Raw genomic sequence first — 17,504 nt, 5'->3', positions numbered from 1 at the left:
ACTGTCCTTAATACCCGAGTATAATGCTCGGGATTTATTGAATTCTTATAGGGATAGTTATGGATAGTGTTAATACTTATATTTTTGCACGTGCACTGCATATTTTTGCTGTTGTACTATGGATTGGAGGCGTGGCGTTTGTTACCACGGTTTTAATTCCTTCTCTGAAACAGATCCCCGATATCAATAACCGTCTTGAGCTGTTTGAAAAGCTGGAAGGGAAATTCTCCATTCAGGCCCGAATTACCACAGTATTGACGTTTGTATCCGGTGTTTACCTTATAGAAACAATGCAGATCTGGGACCGTTTCCTGCAGGTTGAATTCTGGTGGATGCATCTTATGGTGCTGGTGTGGCTGATCTTCACTCTGGTATTGTTTGTATTTGAACCGTGGTTTTTACATGACTGGTTTAGGAAACAGGCACTTATTGACAGTGATAAAACTTTCCGCAGAGTGCAGGTTATGCATATAGTGCTGCTGAGCATCAGCTTAGTGACGGTTGCCGGTGCTATGTTTGGTGCACACGGTTATCGCTTTTAATTTTAACTGCTCTAGTACTGGGCTTGTATTAATACCAAATCCACTAATTTTCTATTCATTTATGCTGGTTAAAATGAATGCTAACTAAATACAAATAAGATTTGTATTTTGGTTATTTATTTTGTAATTAGAACAACTAGTTACTGCAATCAATGCCTTGCTTTCATTCATTTTTCCTAGACCTAAATAGATCACCTAATTAATGGAATTGGTATAACAAGCCTTTATCTTCGCTTTTCCCGTCAAAACTCTTTTATAACAGACTGCTAATAATGACATCTGCCTCATTTTCAAGATAAAAACCGTTAAAAGTGTGTTGAGAATAAAACATGCGCTTTTTCTTATGATATATTCGCACCTCGAATAAAGTGACAGCAAGCCTGCTGCTGATTGACAGTTTATTTGCTTATACAAGAGATTATATAACTATTGCTAAAAGGAAATTTTATGTTGTACGGGTTTGATGTTGGCGGTACTAAAATTGCGTTTTCAGTTTATGACCAGGCTTTGAACTGTTTGTTCGAAGATCAGAGACCGACACCTGATGATTATGATTCATTTCTGCAGATTGTCTGCGCTATGGTGAAAAATGCAGATCAGCAGTTTGACTGCCGCGGTGCTGTCGGAATGGGATTTCCCGGGGCCGTCAATCAACAGGCTCAGACGGTATATTGTGCTAATGTACCTGCCGTGAAAGGGCGTAATTTATCCGTTGATTTGTCAGCTCTCCTGGATCGTCCGGTTAAATTAGAAAATGATGCCAACTGTTTTCTGCTTTCAGAATGTTACGGCGGCAGTGCAGACGGGTGCTCAACGGCTATTGGAATCACACTGGGTACCGGTGTCGGCGGGGCAATTTTTGTTAACGGGGCGATTCATAGCGGATTTAACTCTTTTGCCGGTGAAGTCGGCCACTATCCGCTGCCTGCAACGCTGTTTCTGCAGCATCCTGATTTACCGAACATCACCTGCGGCTGCGGCCGGCAGATGTGTTTAGAAACTTATATGTCGGGAACCGGGTTAGGCAACTTATATTTACACTATGCCGAGGAGCCTTTAAAAGGACCTGAAATTATCGAAAAATACCGTGCCGGTGACAAGCTCGCCTGTAAAGTAGTGGATATTTATTTTGATATTTTAGCGGCCGGTTTAGGTACGGCAATTTTAGTCTTAGATCCCGACGTAATTGTGTTCGGCGGCGGATTATCCAATTTTGAAGTACTACATGAGGAACTGCCGAAACGCCTGCCGGAACATCTGCTGCCGAATGTTGTATTACCTAAAATTACTACTGCTGAATTCGGCGGTAGCGGCGGTGTGCGCGGCGCGGCAATTTTAAATTATAAACCTTAGGCCTTGTTTATCTTTTCCTTACTTTAAAGGTAAACTGCACAATAATGAAGCGGGTTGCAGTCAACCCGCAGCTGTACTCATGGCAGATTGGGTATAAACCCGGCTAACCTGCATTTAAAAGCACAATCTTCATTAAAAATCATCGACAAATCCGCTCTATCCTTATAAATTAGCGCAAAATATTCAAATCAATAACAGATTGTACAAAAACCGTTCACAAGGATTCTCTATGGCTCAGCAAGCCTATCAATTACTGCGCATTATCATCATCGACAGTTTCTGGAAAGGCCAGGTTAATGAACTTGATTTAACTGGTCATACTCAGCTTGAAGGCACAAACGGAGCGGGTAAAACATCTTTGATGCGTTTATTACCGCTATTTTACGGTATGCGTCCCAGTGATATTGTCAGCAAGGTAGATCAGGCGCGAAATTTTGCTGATTATTATCTGCCGCGTGACTCAAGCATGCTGGTTTATGAGTATCAGCGTCCCTATGGTCAAACCTGCATGATGCTGGCTAAAAGTGACGGACGCGGTGTGCATTTTAAACTGATAGACGGAGCTTATAACAGTGAACACTTTATCGGCAGCGATAAGCAGCCTTTATCGGTTAATGAAGTGGAACGTATTTACCGCAGTGCCGGCAGTGTCTGCTCTAGTTATCTAGGTATAGATAAATACCGTCAGGTGATTCAGAACCTGCGCGGCGGACGTAAGCTTAAAGATATCCGTCAGCTGCAGAGCCGCTTTGCATTCAGTGAACAGCCTACCTCACATATCGACAAGGTAGTTAACGGTACGATTGAAAAGAATCTCGATTTTGATGCTGTAAAACGTATGCTGGTGGCGATTGCCAGCGATCACCTTGCCCGCAGCAGCATCGAAGAAAAAGAGCAGATCAGCCTTAATAAAGAAGATATCAGCCACTGGCTTGCCGATATACAGGCCAGCCGTGCTATTCAGAAAGTTGCCGACAAAATAACTGTCTGGCAGAGCGATTTTAATAATCTCGACAGTTTGTTAGTTAAACTGCAGCATCTGCATTTTGAAATTATTAACCATCAGCAGCAGCTTGAAGCTGTGCAGCAGCAGCGTAAAGAAACTAAAGAGAAAACCCGCAGTGAGCTCGAGCAGCTTGAGGCGCAGCTGAAAAGCGGCAGTGCGACGCTGAGACAGGATATAGCTAAATTAACCGCGGAAATAGAAGCGGATCAAAGCCGTATTGATCTGCTGGATCAGGACAAGCTGAATTATGATGATCAGGATGCCGCCAGTTTTCAGCTGCAGGCAGATCAAGGTCCGCGCCTGCAGATACAGCTTAATGAAATCAATGCCGTTATTGAAGCCTTTGAAGGCAATATCAGTAAGGTTCATAACAAGTTTGAAAAACTAATACAGGAACTGCAGTTACAGAAAGTCAAAGATACAGCTGCCAATAAAGAGCAGTCTGCCGCCATTAAAGAGTCGGCAAATGTACAGTTAACAGTGATTAACGAGACCTATCAGGCGCAGCTTGCACAGCTAAATGAGCAGTTAAATGAAACATTTCTGAAACTTAATATGCAGCAGCAGACCGTTGATAATAAACTGCATCAGGCGGATCTGCAGCAGCAGAATCCGCTTATTGATAAAGAACTGTTAACTGCGATTGAAGTTAATCAAAACAGCCTTACTCAGACTAATGAAGCTCAGATGCTGATCCTGCAGAAAAGCAATGAGGAAAATCAGCACTTATCTGTGCTGGAAAAACAGCGTGAAAAATTACTCGAGCAGCATAAACAGGATAACCGTTACCTGGAACAGCTTAAACAGCAGTGTTTTGCGGTTGAGCAGCAGCTTCTGCCTGAAGCCGGCTCTGTGCAGCACTATTTATGCAATGAACCTGCCGCTGCCGGATGGAAGGATAATATCGGCCGTCTTTTATCTGCAGAGCAGCTTAACCGCAAAGACTTAGATCCAAAATGGCTTGGAAATTCCGACAGTTTTTACGGTCTGCAGTTAGATCTGCAGCTGCTTCAGGACAATGATCTGCAGCTTAATGAGAATGAGCTGCGTGAAAAAGCCGCTGCTTTAGATGTTAAACGCGAGCAGCTGGCGCAGAAAATTGAAACACTGGATCAGCAGCTTACTGCAGTTCATAAACAGATTGAGCAGCAGAAAATCTCGATCAGCGAAGTAAAGCAGAAACTTAATCAGAATGAATTAAAACTTGAGCAGCTTAAAGTGCAGCAGCAGAGTCTGCTTGAGAAAAAGGATCGTGCTGTAAAAGAGGCTAACTCTGCCGTTGAAACGTTAATTAAAGAGTTAAGCGGTGAGAAAAAACAGATCAGCAGAAAAATTAACGAGTTCAAAGAGTCTCAGCAGGAGCAGAGATTTGAACTGAGCAATATTATGCTGGATCAGCGCATGGTGGTGGAATCAGATCGCGACAGTCAGCTGGATCAACTATCCCAGCAGCTTGAACTGATTGAAACAAGTGCTAAAACCCGTTTGTCTGATTATAAAAAACAGAAAAACAGTGATTTAGCTAAACTTGATCCCGACGGTGAAGTGGATAAACGCAGTAAGCAGCGCAAAGAACTGCAGAATGAACTGGATCAGTGTGCTGTCTGGGCACGTAAAGCACGTGAATACAGCCAGTTTATGAACGAGCGGTATGTAAACCGCGACAGACTGGTTGAGCAGAATCAAAATCGCGAAATTCAAAAACGCGGCTTTGAAAACAGCCTTGAAGATCTGCATACAGAGAAAACGGCTTTAATTGACAGCTGCCATAAACTGTTAAAGAAACTCAATATTCAACTGCGTGACAGCGGCGATCTGCTGACTCAGCTTAGTGAAAGTCAGCGCTCCTGTGAGTTAAGCGGCATTGAAGTATTAGAAAGTGATTCGGAACCAAAAAATGAGGCAGATCTTGCCGTCAGTTTCTGTTTCGACTGGCTTAAACAGTTTAAAACCATTGAGAAACGTTTAACGGAGCAGCTTAACCGCTTTAATGAGTCCTTTAGAAAAAATCATGCCGGCAGTGAACTGTTTGAAAACTGGCTGAAGTTAGTAGCCGATAATGACAATTATCAGGGGGCAAAAGGTTTATTTAAATACCGTAACCCGATTGCCGATCTGCTAAGCAGTGCTGAGCAGAAACAGAAAAACACTTATCAGCTGGTGACCGTTAACGCCAATATGATTAATGAGTTTTATCAGCATATCGAAAACTTCGGCCGCCGTATTAAAATTATCGGTAAGCAGCTGTCGCAGAATGTGACTGCTTTAGCGAAGTTCGATGCCTTAGCTGATATCAATGTTTATACGGTAATGAAGCAGGAAGAGCTTGAATACTGGGGACCGCTGCAGCAGTTTGCCAAACTGTTTGAGCAGTATCGCGATGATCTGCGTGAAGGCCTTGGTGATATTCCTGACGATCTTATTTATGCGATGCAGAAACTTTCCACTTATCTTCCCAGTGAAGGATTTGTGCTGGCACATAACAATCTCTTCGATATTGAGTTTACTATTACTGAAAAAGGGCAGTTAAAGCATGCTCGAAATGCACGGCAGCTGAAAAAAATCAGTTCAACCGGACTTTCTTATCTGGCGATGTTATCCCTGTTTGCCGGCATTCTAGGAATGCTCAGAGGCAGCGGCGAAAGCCCGTCACAGATTATTTTACCGGTTGATGAATTAGGTGAACTGGCTGCCGAAAATATCGATCTGCTTCTGAAAATGTTTAACGACAATAATATTTCTATGCTGTCGGCATCACCTTCGACGGACCGCCATATTCTGTCGTTGTACGATCGCCATTATAAATTAAAAGATAACAAAATATTCCATGCAGAAATTCCAGTTTCTCGTCTGGATGAATTATTAGCGTTACGTCAACAGGCTGCTGTGCCTGAAGAGTCCGATGAAAGCGCAACACAGGAAACCGTGCCTCAAACACAAGCTGCTGAAATATCTGCGGAGATTGAATAATGTTTAAACAAACCGTACAACAGCTGCTGACCGGTGCTGTTATTTGTGAAACCGCTTTTGCTGATGAATTTGAGTATTTAAAAGCAGCGGAGAACAGTCTTCGCGTAGAGGATTTCTTAGACAATTTAGACCGGAATTTAACCTACCTGGACAGCGCCGATGCTTATTACTGCACCTTTCAGCAGGTAGATCAGGATAACAGCGCTGAACTGACCACTCTTTTCAGCGAGATACGCAGCTCATTCCGTCCAATGGTCGAGTTTTTAGAGCTGCTGTTAACTGCTAGTCAGACGGATCTGCCGTTACGCGCAAAGTCGGTGGTTAATATTAATGAGCTGTTTGATCCCTTTGAGCATGATCAGACGCTGCGTGAACAGCTTCGCCGTTTAACTTCGATTAAACCTTTTAAGACCAATAAAGTAGAAACTCGTGAGCAGCTGGTTTTGATTTTTCAGAAACTGGAAGAGACGGGCTATTTAGTACGCAAAAATGCCGGCAGCAGCCGTTATTATGCTACCGCACGTTTCGATTTAATCTACCTGCTGATCGAATTTTTAAATGATTCAGAGCGTGTTGAACTGCCGCAGAATGAACAGCAGCAGCAAGAGGAGTTACTGTTTTAATGGCGGGTTATGATGCTGGACAAGTTGCAGAGTTATTAAGACAGATCGGCTGTCACGATCAGCTGCTTGCCGACGCTTATGTTTACGGCTCAATTGCCTCCGACGAACACGACAACCGGCAGCTGAATATTCTCCATAAAAAAGGGCTGCTGCGTCCCGATGACGAGCCCGGCGAGTATCGTGTTACCGCCGAGCTGAAACGAATGCTTAATCGTTTGATGCGTAAACAGAGCAGTTACCGTCAGTTAAGCGATATGGGTAAAGTCATTGATGTGTTAGACGATACGGTGAAAGACTACCAGTTGTCTATTATAAACAGTCAGTACGATGATGCCGAATATTACCTGGATCAGCTCGACGATCTGCTTTATGAAGCAAAAGATAACCTTAATGTCAGCTTAGATAATATGCATTATGCCATCTCCAGCCAGTTTGGTTTTGTCAGCACCTTAAGCGCTAAAGTACGCGAAAATGAACGCGCTTTGGTTTATGCGCAGAAACTGTTAACTGAACTGCAGCAGATTGATCCGGAAGCCTGTTATGAATGGACAAACTGGGCATGTCCTATTGAGTTTGCACGTAAAATAAGCGGTTTTGTTTACTGGTTTAATCAGACCCTGCCGCGTCTGCGTTTTATTATCGATAATATGCGCTTGAGTTTATTCCGTCTGCGTCGCGATGAAAAACAAGCCAGCTTACTGCGTAATATGGCGCGCTATCTGCACAAACATCCTGAATTTGAAATTAGTGAAACACTTTTTGAAGATCAAAGCCTTGATAAGAGACTTAAGTTTGCCGCGCCGCTTAAACTAAAATCCTACCCTGATACGAAAAACAGTGCACTGGAGGAGCCGTTAGCTGCTATCGTGCAGGCGCTGCGTAAACAGGCAAGCCCGATAGAGCTTAAAGAGCGGGAAAGCGGCTCGGTTGAACTAACTGAAATTGAGCAGGTCGCCGCCAGCCACGATTATTTTGAGGAGCAGACGGAACGCCTGTTTGAACAGGCAATCACCAGCGGCAAAGCTGTTTCGGCAATAAATTACTGGCAGAGTGAGTGCCTGTTGTGGTCTGAAAACGAGCAGAGTATAGAGCCGAAAGCCTGGATTGAGCTGGTATTCAGCTGTTATTGTAAATTAACTAACGAGCAGCAGGCCGCCCTTGATATCAATATGAAAGGGGTCAAACTGTCCGGAACCAGTCATAACTATAGTTATAGTGATGTGGTTATCGTACTCAAAGATAATTTGTAAAGCCTATGAATAAAGGCCTGTATCAGTTTTGCCAGAAGAAGTTTAGAACTCTGTACTGCGGTGAACTTAAACTTTCTAGTTTATTAATCCGCTTAAACAGTGAATATAACTTTGGTAAGATTAAAGACGGTTATCTTGTCTTTACTGAAAATGATCGTCAGGCTCTGATTGAAATTGTGTTTCAGGAAAACCAGTTACAGCTGTTTCGCGAGCCTTTTTTAGATAAGCAAAGCCGTGCAGAAGCCGCTGCAGCATTTCGTAATGAAAAAAACAATGCTTATCCGGTCAGCCGTGATTATGTACTGGTTAACAGCCTGCATACTATCAGGATGAATCAGAAGGTGCACACAGTCAGTCCTTTTACTGCATTCGGCCTGACTATTAATGCAGAGCAAATCACTTCCATCGAGCACCAGAAAATTGTCTTTGTTGAAAACCTTGAAATTATGGCGGTGCTTAACAAATTAAATATGCCTGCAGAATTACAAGATGCACTATGGCTGTACCGCGGAGATGTGAAGAAAGACAGCCATAGCAGTAAGGCTTATCAATTTTTTCGGCGCTTTGCAGACAGTCACCAATTAGTTTGTTTTTCCGACTTAGATCCTGCCGGCATTGAAATAGCTTTGACCTGCTGCGCACATTACTGGTTAACGCCGCAAGACAGCTCGGTAATTAATATGAAATTACTCGGTGCTGAAAATGAGTGGTTTAATCAGAATAAAAGCATAACTTACCTTAAACAAAAGCCGGACTTAGCCGAGAAATGTCAGCTGGCCTTTGATGAAATGTGCCGCCAGCGTAAGACACTTAAACAGGAACATATGCTCAGACATTCTGTAAAACTTGCTTTGTACCCATTATAATTTTTGCAGAGATTCATTGTATTAAAAGGAATTAATTATGAAATTTAAACCGCTGTTATTAACGGTTAGTCTGGCTCTGCCTTTTATGTCGCCGGCCGTTCAGGCTGATTCCGGTTCATCAAATCCGCCTAAGGATTTTTTCTCTCTTAGTGAAATTAAAGGAGCTGCGAAAAAGCAGCTGCAGGCGCTTGAATATATTCAGGCTAGTGACGGTATCTCTTTAGCTTATCGTGCTTATCTTCCGGCCCAGCCGAAAGCCGTGCTGGTTTTCTACCATGGCGCAGGAGCGCATAGCGGACTTACCTATAACCATATCGGAGTCGGCTTACGTGATGATTTTGACATAGCGGTTTATATGCCGGATATCCGCGGCCATGGTGCATCGGGAGGCGACAGGGGAGATACTCCTGAAGTTGAGCAGGTATGGTTAGATATTAACAGCATAATTAAACAGGCGCGCAGTAAATATCCAGATCTTCCTGTTTTTGTCGGAGGTCATTCGGGCGGAGCCGGGCTGGCACTTAATTATTCAAGCTGGGAGAGCAGGGCTGATACTGCCGGTTATGTTTTTCTTTCTCCCTATTTTGGTTTCAGATCTGAAACTAATTACGATGACGATGATGACAGCCGGTTTGAATTTTCAACGGTTAATACGTCAGATTTTATTTTTAACTCTATCAGCGGCGGTCTGCTTTTCGGCCATGCTAAAGCGATTAATTTTAATTTTCCGGAGCGGGTATTAAAAAACAATCCGGAAATAGTGACCTTTAATACAGTAAATATGTCCAATGCTGTTACACCTCACTCTCCAGATGAGCAGATAGCTGAATTAGCAAAATTCGGGCTGTGGATCGGTAGACAGGATGAAGCCTTTGATCCGTTAAAAGTGACGCGGTTTGCCTCTGACAACAGCAAAACCGATAATAAAGAGATTAAGATGGTTGAAAAAGAGAATCATTTTTCGTTAATTATTTCCGCTTCTAATTACATCGGTCCCTGGATAACAGAGGCAGTTAAATAAACGGTTTTGAAGAGATATGCATGAATAAACAAATAGTTAAAATAGCCCGGCTGCATATTGATAAAAGCCGGCTGCTGACAGCACGCTCTAAGGGAAAATAGTGTTTGTCGGCTAAATTTTAAAAAACTGAGCTGTAGAGAAATACAGCTCAGTTTACTCTGTTCACGACTAGTACAGTAAGCTGTACAGTTTACGCCGGTATTCACTTACCAGAGCTGGATCATCTACTGACGCTAAAAGCTCTAACATAGTCTTTTTCGCTTCACCGTTTTCATAACCGACATCAGTTAACAGTATTTTATACAATAAAGTTAGTGCTTCGCTGTTTCTGCTGGCCTGTTTATATTCAAGTGCCAGTTTATATTCGACCGGTGTTTTATCCTCAGCCGACTGCAGTACCGCTTCTAAGGCGGTAATTTCCGGGGTTTGTGCTGACTGCATCGCTGCATCTAACTGTGAAATCAGGCTGTGGTAGATCATGCTCTGATCTTCTGCCGGAATCTGCGCTAATATCGGCTGTGCATTTTCATGCTCACCAAGTCCCAGGTAGATCTGCGCTAAAGCCAGTTTAATATCGTTATTATCAGGTGCTAATTTTACCGCCTGCAGTACTGCGCTTCTGGCTTCTGTTAACTGTCCCTGAGCATATAATGTCTGTCCCTGATTAAGCAGGGTTAAGGCCTGATCCGGTGTATGTTTTTTTATAAACAGACGGACAAATTCTTCACTCTGCTCACCGGCAAAGCCGTCCACTCCCTGGCCGTCAACAAACATAAATACACTCGGTACGCTCTGCACCCCGAAATGAGATACTATCTGCTGCTCTACATCGCAGTTAATACGTGCCAGTGTAAAAGCTTGATTATCTTCATTGTGTATTTTATCTAATAACGGCAGCAGGGTGTGACAGACAGAGCACTGCTGTGACCAGAAAACCACCAGTACAGGTTTTTCTTTTGAGCCTTCAATAATTATCTGCGGAAAAGTCGAGACGCTAACGTCGTAATTATTAACTTGCATTTTATTCTCAGCCTTATCTTATTTTTATTGTTAATAGCAGGATTATCCTCTAAAAAAGAGAAGCTAACCACCAATAATGAATTTTTGATCTAAGAAGCTAAATCTATTGGCTTTATTGCTTGTTTTTAACAGCCTGCAAAAGTACCATTGAAAAACCATAAATAGGAGCTTTTAACATGTTAACAGGTAGTATTGTCGCACTCGTGACACCAATGGATCAAAACGGTGAAATAAATTTTCCTGCATTAAAAGAACTTGTTGAATTTCATATTAAGTCAGGGACCTCTGCCATTGTTGCAGTGGGTACAACAGGTGAGTCTGCAACTTTAGTTGTTGAAGATCATGTTAAAGTTGTAATGAAAACCCTGGAGTTTGCTGCCGGACGTATTCCGGTTATTGCAGGTAACGGTGCAAATTCAACTGCCGAAGCAATTTTCTTAAGTAAATTATTTGCTAACAGCGGCGTAGTTGCCGGTTTAAATGTAACCCCGTATTACAATAAACCAACACAAGAAGGCCTTTTCCAGCATTTTAAAGCGATTGCTGAGTCTTGTGATTTGCCGCAGATTCTCTATAACGTACCAGGACGCACGGCTGTGGATATGCTTCCTGAAACGGTTGCCCGTTTAGCAGAAATTAAAAATGTTATCGGTATTAAAGAAGCAACTGGTGATTTAAAACGCCTTGCAGAAATTAAGGCACTGGTTGCTGATGATTTTGTTTTATACAGCGGTGACGATGAAACGGGCTGTGATTTTATGCTTCAGGGCGGACATGGTGTTATTTCGGTAACTAGTAATGTTGCTCCTGTGCAGATGGCTGAAATGTGTGAAAAAGCGTTAAGCGCTCAGACCGACGCCGCGCATACAATTAATGCTTTGTTAATGCCGGTTCATCAGAAGCTGTTTGTTGAAGCTAATCCTATCCCGGTTAAATGGGCCTGTGCTGAGCTTGGGCTTATCCCGTCTGCAGACTGCCGTTTACCTTTAACCATTCTTTCTGAGCAATATCAGTCTGTTGTTCGCGACGCCTTAACAAAAGCTAAATTATATTCATGATTAAATTATTTAAACAAAGCCGCTGCGCAGCGGCTGTTATTATTACCTTATCACTAAGTGGTTGTATTCGGTTTGATACACGCATGCAGGCTAATGGTTCATTTGAATATGACCAGGCTAAGTCTATTGAGAAATACCAGACCGGCTCTTTAACGAATGACGAAGCTAGAAACCAGTTTGATATTCCTGAATTAAGTGAAAAGCAGAAAGAGGTCGGAAATTTAGTTAAAAACGTCGATATTCGTCCTCCTGTGCAGCTGATTCCAGTAATTGAAGGGGTAATGCTCGAAGCAAATGATCAGTATCAGACTAAGGTCTGGTTCAACGCATTTAATCAAGATGAATATATGAGCATTAAAGTCTGGGATATGCTTCAATCTTACCTTGCCGCCAATAACGTTGAAATAGTTTCGCAGGACGAAACAAAGCAGGAGCTGCAGACTGGTAATATCCGTCAGGAAACCGTCTACGGCAGTGCGCTTAATAAAAACCGCGTGATCAAAAATTCCAGCTATCGTTTTAATATTGAAAAAACCACAGACAGCCATAGTGTTGCTTTATATGTTGATGCGCTGACTTATTCAGAAGTCAATGACGGCAAAAAATTAAAAATAAAATTAATTGATAAAAACAAACAAAACATTGAAATTCGTTTTGTTAATGATCTGTTAGAGTATGCCTATGAAGTTAAAGAGTCTGAGCAGTTAAAAGATGCAGATTCTCAGCCGCTGCCGATAAAACTCGGCTTTGATGATAACCATCAGACGGCCTGGGTTGTGGATGCTGACTTTTTACAGACTTGGCACAAACTGCCTGAGCTGTTTACCTTGTTAAGTTTCAAAAAAGTTGATGCTGATAGGAACCTTGGTTATTACTTAGTTAAGTTCAGCCAGCCGGATGACGAATACTGGACGGAAAATAATCTCAATTCGTTCGAGCTTGATGAAGAAGAGTATTTTATTCAGTTAGGTGAACTAGCCGACGGCAGCACTTCGCTTACCTGGCTCGATGCGGATAAGAAATCGTTGAGCAACCAGCAGGTTAGTGATATTTACTTGAGTATCACAGATAAAGTGCGTCATGTTCTGCTGTTAAATGACAAGCAGACTAAAGAGTTCTAATTAAATAAATTTTTTAGTGTAATAAAACCAGCCGGCTGTTAGTCCGCTGGTTTTTTTCATCTGTAGGAAAATAGTTACAAGTTACTTATCGAATTCCTTATCACTCACTTCCTACGCAAAGAGTTAGAATAACCTCTACAATAAATAAAGTTGGGAAGGTAGAATTTATAGAGGGTTCCGGCTATCGATTATTGTAATAGGGAACTAAACGGACCATCGACTAATCTATTTATTGGTGATTCCATTGTTTCAATCTGTGAATATGAAGAATATATTTATCATGTTATGAAACCTGGAGCTCGGAGCTTTACAGGCGCCCTTAAACTTATCATTTCATTTTTGTTGTACTCTTTTGCTCTCATCTCCCATGCTCAGGGGATAAATGCTGTTAACCTGACATACATGGCTGAAGATTACCCGCCGGCTAATTATATTGAAAATGGCGAAATAAAAGGAGCATCGGTAGATATCCTGAAACTTGTTTGGAAAAAGCTGGGGGTTCCGGAGCAGCCGATAAAAATAGTGCCCTGGGCACGAGGCTATCTGCTTGTACAGAAAAAAAAGAATACCGTGTTATTCAGTATGTCTAGGACCAAGGAGAGAGAGCATCTTTTCAAATGGGTGGGCCCCATCTTTAGATCCCGGCAAGTAATTGTCGGACTGACAGACAGTCCTATCAAAATAGACTCCCTTGAAGATGCGGAAAAATACACCATCGGCACCATTAGGGATGATGTTTGTGAAAATACTCTTATAAGTGCCGGATTTGACCGTAAAAAACTTCATAGTGTGACCAGCCTTGAGCAGAATATTAGTAAACTGCTCCTAAAACGGGTTGATTTGATCTGTCATTCTGAAGCGTCTATCAGAGACGTTATAAAAATGAAAAATCAAAATGCGCCGCAATTTAAAACCATTTTTGTGGTGACTGAAAAAGGTAATTATTACGCCTTTCACAAAGACAGTCAGAATGATTTGATCCGGTCATTTCAGCTTGCCCTCGATGAGCTTGAACCGGAGCGCCGGGAAATCCTAAAACGCAGCAATATGACACCATGAAAATCATCAATTAGCGGCTGCTTACTGAGGACGTTATGGAGCACAAATCGAGATAGATTATGTACTCTAATATCGTTCTACAATTTAACTTATGCATCGCAACTATTTTAATACCCTCAAATTAAACCTACTAATTTAGAGCTGTTTTTTATGTGCAGTTTTTTCTCTTAGTTAAATCCAAAAAGCAGGAAGTTAATTCTGCTTAGCTACTGCTATATAACCTGCTATATAACCTGTTATATAGCAGTTATATAGCAGTTATCATTCAAGATGTAAAAATCAGCAAGTCGTGAGATAAACAGACCTGCCATTTTAAATCATTTTGAAACGACAATAGCTGCTATCTGTTTTATTGATTCTTGAGCCGCTTGACTAACGCCTGAAAGCTGGAAAAAGCCATGTATAACACCCAAATATCTTCTGCATTGAGTATTTACTCCTGCACTAATTAAATTGCGGTGCAGCTGCTCTCCTTCATCTAATAAAGGATCAAACTCAGCTGTTAATATATGCGTTTCAGGCAGGCCAGCTAGATCTTTTCGATGAACAGGGCTTGCCTCTGGATGCATACGTGGTAATTCACCCAAATACATATCAAATCCTGTAAGCAGAGCATCACGAGTAATTATGTACTGCTCACCATTTGTGATATAGCTCTGACTCGCCGCCGTGGCATCTAACATAGGATAAATAAGCACTTGTTTTGCAGGAAGCCAGTCAGCGGTGTCTCTAAGGCGTAAGGCCGTGATTAAACAGATATGGCCGCCGGCACTGTCACCAGCCAGGACTATATTATCGGGATCGCCTCCCCAGTCTTTACAACTATTGTGAATAATCTGGGATGCATTGAAGGCATCATCATGTGCGGCTGGAAATTTATGCTCAGGGGCGAGCCGGTATTTCACTGCAACAATTATTGCACCTGAGAGGTTCGCTAATTTCCTTAATTGCTGTTCATGAGTTTCAAAGCCACCGCTTATAAAACAACCACCATGAAAATAGATCACAACCGCTAAACTGCAGTTATCAGATGGTTTGAAAATTCTTAAGGATATCCCGTCAATTTCTTTGTCAGTGATTTGGTAAACTGCTTCTTTCTTTCCAGCAAGCTGAATGCTGTCTCGATAACCTTGGCGGTGTTCTTCTATCGTTTGTTCTTTAACAGAAGGGCAGCCGGCTTCGATAAAGGAACTTACAAGTTCGCTGATGCCATTCTCTAAATATAATTGACTCATTTCACGACTCCATATGGTGCAATTTAGCATTGGTCAATGCTCGTATGCTGCATATGATACAAAATATCACAACGGGTGTGTATACATACAGTTGCGTGAGAGGCGTAAAATGTCTTAGAAATTTAGCATTACTTATCTGTTGATACGATCTCATTGTAGCTCGCTTTTGTAGTGATCGCGGCACAAGACTTATTGTTTTCTTATTTCGGGTTCGTTTTTGATGAAAAGCGTGTGTAACAGGATCTACTTATTATATTCAAGAAAACAACTGACTGCATATACAGTTTGTATTGCGTTCCGTGTTTCCACCGTAAATACGGAACTTTTCCGCCTTTCGACAATAGATAAATCCTATTAAAAAATATAAGTGTTTGATAAAAAGAGCAAAGAAATGTAAGCTTTGTTTTTATTATAAATTTTTGATGGGCGCCTTTCTTGTGGAAACACGGAAGTTTTCCGTCTAATAAGATGTTATGTTTCTATGGAGTGCATTAGCCTCGCACATTCAGTCGGCAAGTATTAAAAGAGAGTATGATGAAAGTACTAAAATGTTTAGGCATTAGCTTTGGTGTAATTATTGGGGGGATATTTGTTGCTTTGGCTATATTGGGCAGCTTTGTACCAGAAACAAGTGTGTATTTGGGGCGTCAAGTACCCTCCAAATACATGGAAGAGATTAATACCCTTGGCCTTGTAGCTGATGATGAACAGATTAAGTATTTTTATACTGATGCATTATTTGATATTAAAGAAGGGATGTATTTTATTACAGATAAGAATCTAGTTCTGTATAGCAATATGTGGGAAGAGCCAAAAACAATTATTAGCTTCTCAGATATTTCTAGTATAGAGGTCGATTATGATGATTCTTTCTTAAATGACAGTATGGTTTTGGTAGGTGTTCTAGATTATGAAATTGAGTTCCCTCTGTCTAGCGAACATGCAAGAGATAGAAAGTTTATAGAATACCTTTTGACTAAAACACAAATTGAATGAGTTACCAGCTGTTCCTAAACATAACAAGCTGTTCAACAGGACTAAAACAGCGGGCAATTTTCGCTCCGCTCAAGCTTAGCCCACAATTTTAGCCTGTTAACAAGGGCGTTATACAAACCTCTAATTTACATTAGTCATCTATATTTTTGGGAGTTTAATGAGTATTGAATTTTTAACTGATAATGCCGAAAAGGTAAATTACTTGTGTGCATTATTGAAAGCTAGAGCAACTGGAAAGGACTCATCTAACAGTGAATTTCAGGCATTAAGACTCGAATTGTTAAGTAATAATGCGCTGTCGCCATATTTACCAAGTTGGCTAAAGCTCACTCGTGATTTAGATTCATTCTGGGATTTTATTCAGCCTAAGTACGATACTTATAAAGAGCGTCGAGTTTTTCTAGATCAAGAGTTTGTAGATCTTCTAAATCACTTAGAGTTTGGTTCTCAACCAGTAATGAAGCAAGCACCAAGCTTTCAACAAAATAACGTGGCAAGTACTACACAGCCACCAAATAATTCTATATTCCCTACACAAACAGTTAATAAGAAAAATAAAGTGTTTATTGTTCATGGGCGAGATAATGAAGCCAAGCAAGAAGCTGCGAGATACATCGAAAATGTTGGCTTAGAATCAATAATCCTTCATGAGCAAGCTAGTAGTGGCATGACAATAATTGAAAAAATTGAGCATTATGCAGGTGAAGCTGATTTCGCTATCGTTATTTATACCCCGTGTGATAAAGGGCGCGGTGCATTTGAAACTAAAGTTCCAGCAAGAGACAGAGCAAGACAAAATGTAGTCTTTGAGCATGGTTATTTGATGGCTAAACTCGGACGAAAAAATGTTTGCGCTTTGGTTAAGGGGCAAATTGAGACACCTAACGATATTAGTGGCGTGGTATATGTCTCTATGGATCAAGCTGGCGCTTGGAAAAATGACGTAAATAAAGAGCTGAAGGCTTGTGGTTACAACTTATAGCTCAACGTAAGTTTGTATAACAAGCGCTTTAAACGGAACAAAAACAGTTGGCTACGTTTCGCTTCGCTACACATTATAGCCAACAATTTTTGTCCGCTTAAGCGGGCGTTGAGGCTGTAGAATTTCTCTAAAAAGAGCGTTTTTCGCTCTTTTTCTAATTTTATTGAATTGTATAAAAAACGTACTTGATTGTGCTGAACGTCTGTGATCTAATGGTTATTATTCGCCTAGAGTGAAATGTAATGGCCAATTACAAACCCGATTTATCTTGCCAAAGTAAATTTATCCCGATTGATTTCTCACAGCAAATCATCCCAGGCACATTTGAATATGCGCTTTCGCATATTATCGATAACCACCTTGATTTAACCCTCTTTGATGACTGGTACAATAATGATAATG

General features: G+C 41.4%; 14 protein-coding genes and 1 pseudogene. 13 read left to right on the top strand and 2 right to left on the bottom strand.

Features of this window, described 5'->3' with window-relative positions:
• Positions 1-59 precede the first annotated feature (59 nt).
• The 7 genes from G337_RS0108920 to G337_RS0108890 all read left to right on the top strand — a co-directional run bounded on the left by G337_RS0108920 (position 60) and on the right by G337_RS0108890 (position 9,631).
• Positions 60-542: a membrane protein gene (locus tag G337_RS0108920; protein WP_028863584.1), complete on the top strand. Its 483-nt coding sequence runs from the start codon at positions 60-62 to the stop codon at positions 540-542.
• 447 nt (positions 543-989) lie between these two features.
• Positions 990-1,895, top strand: a complete 906-nt coding sequence (locus G337_RS0108915) for an ROK family protein (RefSeq protein WP_028863583.1) — start codon at positions 990-992, stop codon at positions 1,893-1,895.
• Positions 1,896-2,124: 229 nt separating this feature from the next.
• Positions 2,125-5,871 carry an ATP-binding protein gene (locus G337_RS0108910; protein WP_028863582.1) on the top strand — a complete coding sequence of 1,249 codons (3,747 nt, stop codon included), beginning with the start codon at positions 2,125-2,127 and terminating at the stop codon, positions 5,869-5,871.
• Positions 5,871-6,494 (top strand): hypothetical protein, encoded by a 624-nt coding sequence (locus G337_RS0108905; RefSeq protein WP_028863581.1) that lies wholly within the window; start codon positions 5,871-5,873, stop codon positions 6,492-6,494. The genes G337_RS0108910 and G337_RS0108905 overlap by 1 nt, the downstream gene beginning before the upstream one ends.
• Positions 6,494-7,744 (top strand): hypothetical protein, encoded by a 1,251-nt coding sequence (locus G337_RS0108900; RefSeq protein ID WP_028863580.1) that lies wholly within the window; start codon positions 6,494-6,496, stop codon positions 7,742-7,744. Before G337_RS0108905 ends, G337_RS0108900 begins: the two co-directional genes overlap by 1 nt.
• 5 nt (positions 7,745-7,749) lie before the next feature.
• A complete protein-coding gene (locus tag G337_RS0108895) occupies positions 7,750-8,610 on the top strand; it encodes a DUF7281 domain-containing protein (RefSeq protein ID WP_028863579.1) in 861 nt (286 codons plus the stop codon).
• A gap of 37 nt (positions 8,611-8,647) precedes the next feature.
• Positions 8,648-9,631 carry an alpha/beta hydrolase gene (locus G337_RS0108890; RefSeq protein WP_028863578.1) on the top strand — a complete coding sequence of 328 codons (984 nt, stop codon included), beginning with the start codon at positions 8,648-8,650 and terminating at the stop codon, positions 9,629-9,631.
• A gap of 168 nt (positions 9,632-9,799) precedes the next feature.
• Here G337_RS0108890 and G337_RS0108880 read toward each other — a convergent pair whose 3' ends face one another.
• Positions 9,800-10,651, bottom strand: a complete 852-nt coding sequence (locus tag G337_RS0108880) for a tetratricopeptide repeat protein (RefSeq protein WP_028863577.1) — start codon at positions 10,649-10,651, stop codon at positions 9,800-9,802.
• A gap of 176 nt (positions 10,652-10,827) precedes the next feature.
• Here G337_RS0108880 and dapA point away from each other — a divergent pair, with 176 nt between their 5' ends.
• The 3 genes from dapA to G337_RS25890 all read left to right on the top strand — a co-directional run bounded on the left by dapA (position 10,828) and on the right by G337_RS25890 (position 13,889).
• Complete coding sequence (gene dapA / locus G337_RS0108875; RefSeq protein ID WP_028863576.1) at positions 10,828-11,709, top strand: 4-hydroxy-tetrahydrodipicolinate synthase; 882 nt, start codon at positions 10,828-10,830, stop codon at positions 11,707-11,709.
• Entirely contained in the window at positions 11,706-12,830 is a 1,125-nt protein-coding gene (gene bamC, locus G337_RS0108870; RefSeq protein ID WP_028863575.1) for an outer membrane protein assembly factor BamC, read from the top strand. The genes dapA and bamC overlap by 4 nt, the downstream gene beginning before the upstream one ends.
• Positions 12,831-13,232: 402 nt before the next feature.
• On the top strand, positions 13,233-13,889 hold the full coding sequence (locus G337_RS25890; protein ID WP_051303088.1) for a substrate-binding periplasmic protein: 657 nt from the start codon (positions 13,233-13,235) through the stop codon (positions 13,887-13,889).
• A 317-nt stretch (positions 13,890-14,206) separates the two neighbouring features.
• Here the strand turns inward: G337_RS25890 and G337_RS0108860 are convergent, their stop codons facing one another.
• Positions 14,207-15,124, bottom strand: a complete 918-nt coding sequence (locus G337_RS0108860; RefSeq protein ID WP_028863574.1) for an alpha/beta hydrolase — start codon at positions 15,122-15,124, stop codon at positions 14,207-14,209.
• 534 nt (positions 15,125-15,658) lie between these two features.
• Here G337_RS0108860 and G337_RS0108855 point away from each other — a divergent pair.
• The 3 genes and pseudogenes from G337_RS0108855 to G337_RS29530 form a co-directional block, all read left to right on the top strand.
• Positions 15,659-16,120: a hypothetical protein gene (locus G337_RS0108855; RefSeq protein WP_028863573.1), complete on the top strand. Its 462-nt coding sequence runs from the start codon at positions 15,659-15,661 to the stop codon at positions 16,118-16,120.
• Positions 16,121-16,277: 157 nt separating this feature from the next.
• Positions 16,278-17,102 (top strand): TIR domain-containing protein, encoded by an 825-nt coding sequence (locus tag G337_RS0108850; protein WP_028863572.1) that lies wholly within the window; start codon positions 16,278-16,280, stop codon positions 17,100-17,102.
• 242 nt (positions 17,103-17,344) lie between these two features.
• Positions 17,345-17,504: pseudogene (locus G337_RS29530) on the top strand (transposase); the annotation flags it as partial.

Origin of the sequence: Psychromonas aquimarina ATCC BAA-1526 (genome assembly GCF_000428725.1) — a bacterium.
Taxonomy (GTDB): domain Bacteria; phylum Pseudomonadota; class Gammaproteobacteria; order Enterobacterales; family Psychromonadaceae; genus Psychromonas; species Psychromonas aquimarina.
The sequence above is the reverse complement of the archived record's forward strand: the minus strand, read 5'-3'. Positions and strand labels throughout refer to the sequence as shown.

What these genes read in the sequence shown, in the direction of transcription:
- G337_RS0108860 (WP_028863574.1), bottom strand. Translation starts at nt 15,124, where the DNA reads ATGAGTCAATTATATTTAGAGAATGGCATCAGCGAACTTGTAAGTTCC.
- dapA (WP_028863576.1), top strand. Translation starts at nt 10,828, where the DNA reads ATGTTAACAGGTAGTATTGTCGCACTCGTGACACCAATGGATCAAAAC.
- G337_RS0108895 (WP_028863579.1), top strand. Translation starts at nt 7,750, where the DNA reads ATGAATAAAGGCCTGTATCAGTTTTGCCAGAAGAAGTTTAGAACTCTG.
- G337_RS25890 (WP_051303088.1), top strand. Translation starts at nt 13,233, where the DNA reads ATGGCTGAAGATTACCCGCCGGCTAATTATATTGAAAATGGCGAAATA.
- G337_RS0108890 (WP_028863578.1), top strand. Translation starts at nt 8,648, where the DNA reads ATGAAATTTAAACCGCTGTTATTAACGGTTAGTCTGGCTCTGCCTTTT.
- G337_RS0108855 (WP_028863573.1), top strand. Translation starts at nt 15,659, where the DNA reads ATGAAAGTACTAAAATGTTTAGGCATTAGCTTTGGTGTAATTATTGGG.
- bamC (WP_028863575.1), top strand. Translation starts at nt 11,706, where the DNA reads ATGATTAAATTATTTAAACAAAGCCGCTGCGCAGCGGCTGTTATTATT.
- G337_RS0108920 (WP_028863584.1), top strand. Translation starts at nt 60, where the DNA reads ATGGATAGTGTTAATACTTATATTTTTGCACGTGCACTGCATATTTTT.
- G337_RS0108900 (WP_028863580.1), top strand. Translation starts at nt 6,494, where the DNA reads ATGGCGGGTTATGATGCTGGACAAGTTGCAGAGTTATTAAGACAGATC.
- G337_RS0108905 (WP_028863581.1), top strand. Translation starts at nt 5,871, where the DNA reads ATGTTTAAACAAACCGTACAACAGCTGCTGACCGGTGCTGTTATTTGT.
- G337_RS0108910 (WP_028863582.1), top strand. Translation starts at nt 2,125, where the DNA reads ATGGCTCAGCAAGCCTATCAATTACTGCGCATTATCATCATCGACAGT.
- G337_RS0108915 (WP_028863583.1), top strand. Translation starts at nt 990, where the DNA reads ATGTTGTACGGGTTTGATGTTGGCGGTACTAAAATTGCGTTTTCAGTT.
- G337_RS0108880 (WP_028863577.1), bottom strand. Translation starts at nt 10,651, where the DNA reads ATGCAAGTTAATAATTACGACGTTAGCGTCTCGACTTTTCCGCAGATA.
- G337_RS0108850 (WP_028863572.1), top strand. Translation starts at nt 16,278, where the DNA reads ATGAGTATTGAATTTTTAACTGATAATGCCGAAAAGGTAAATTACTTG.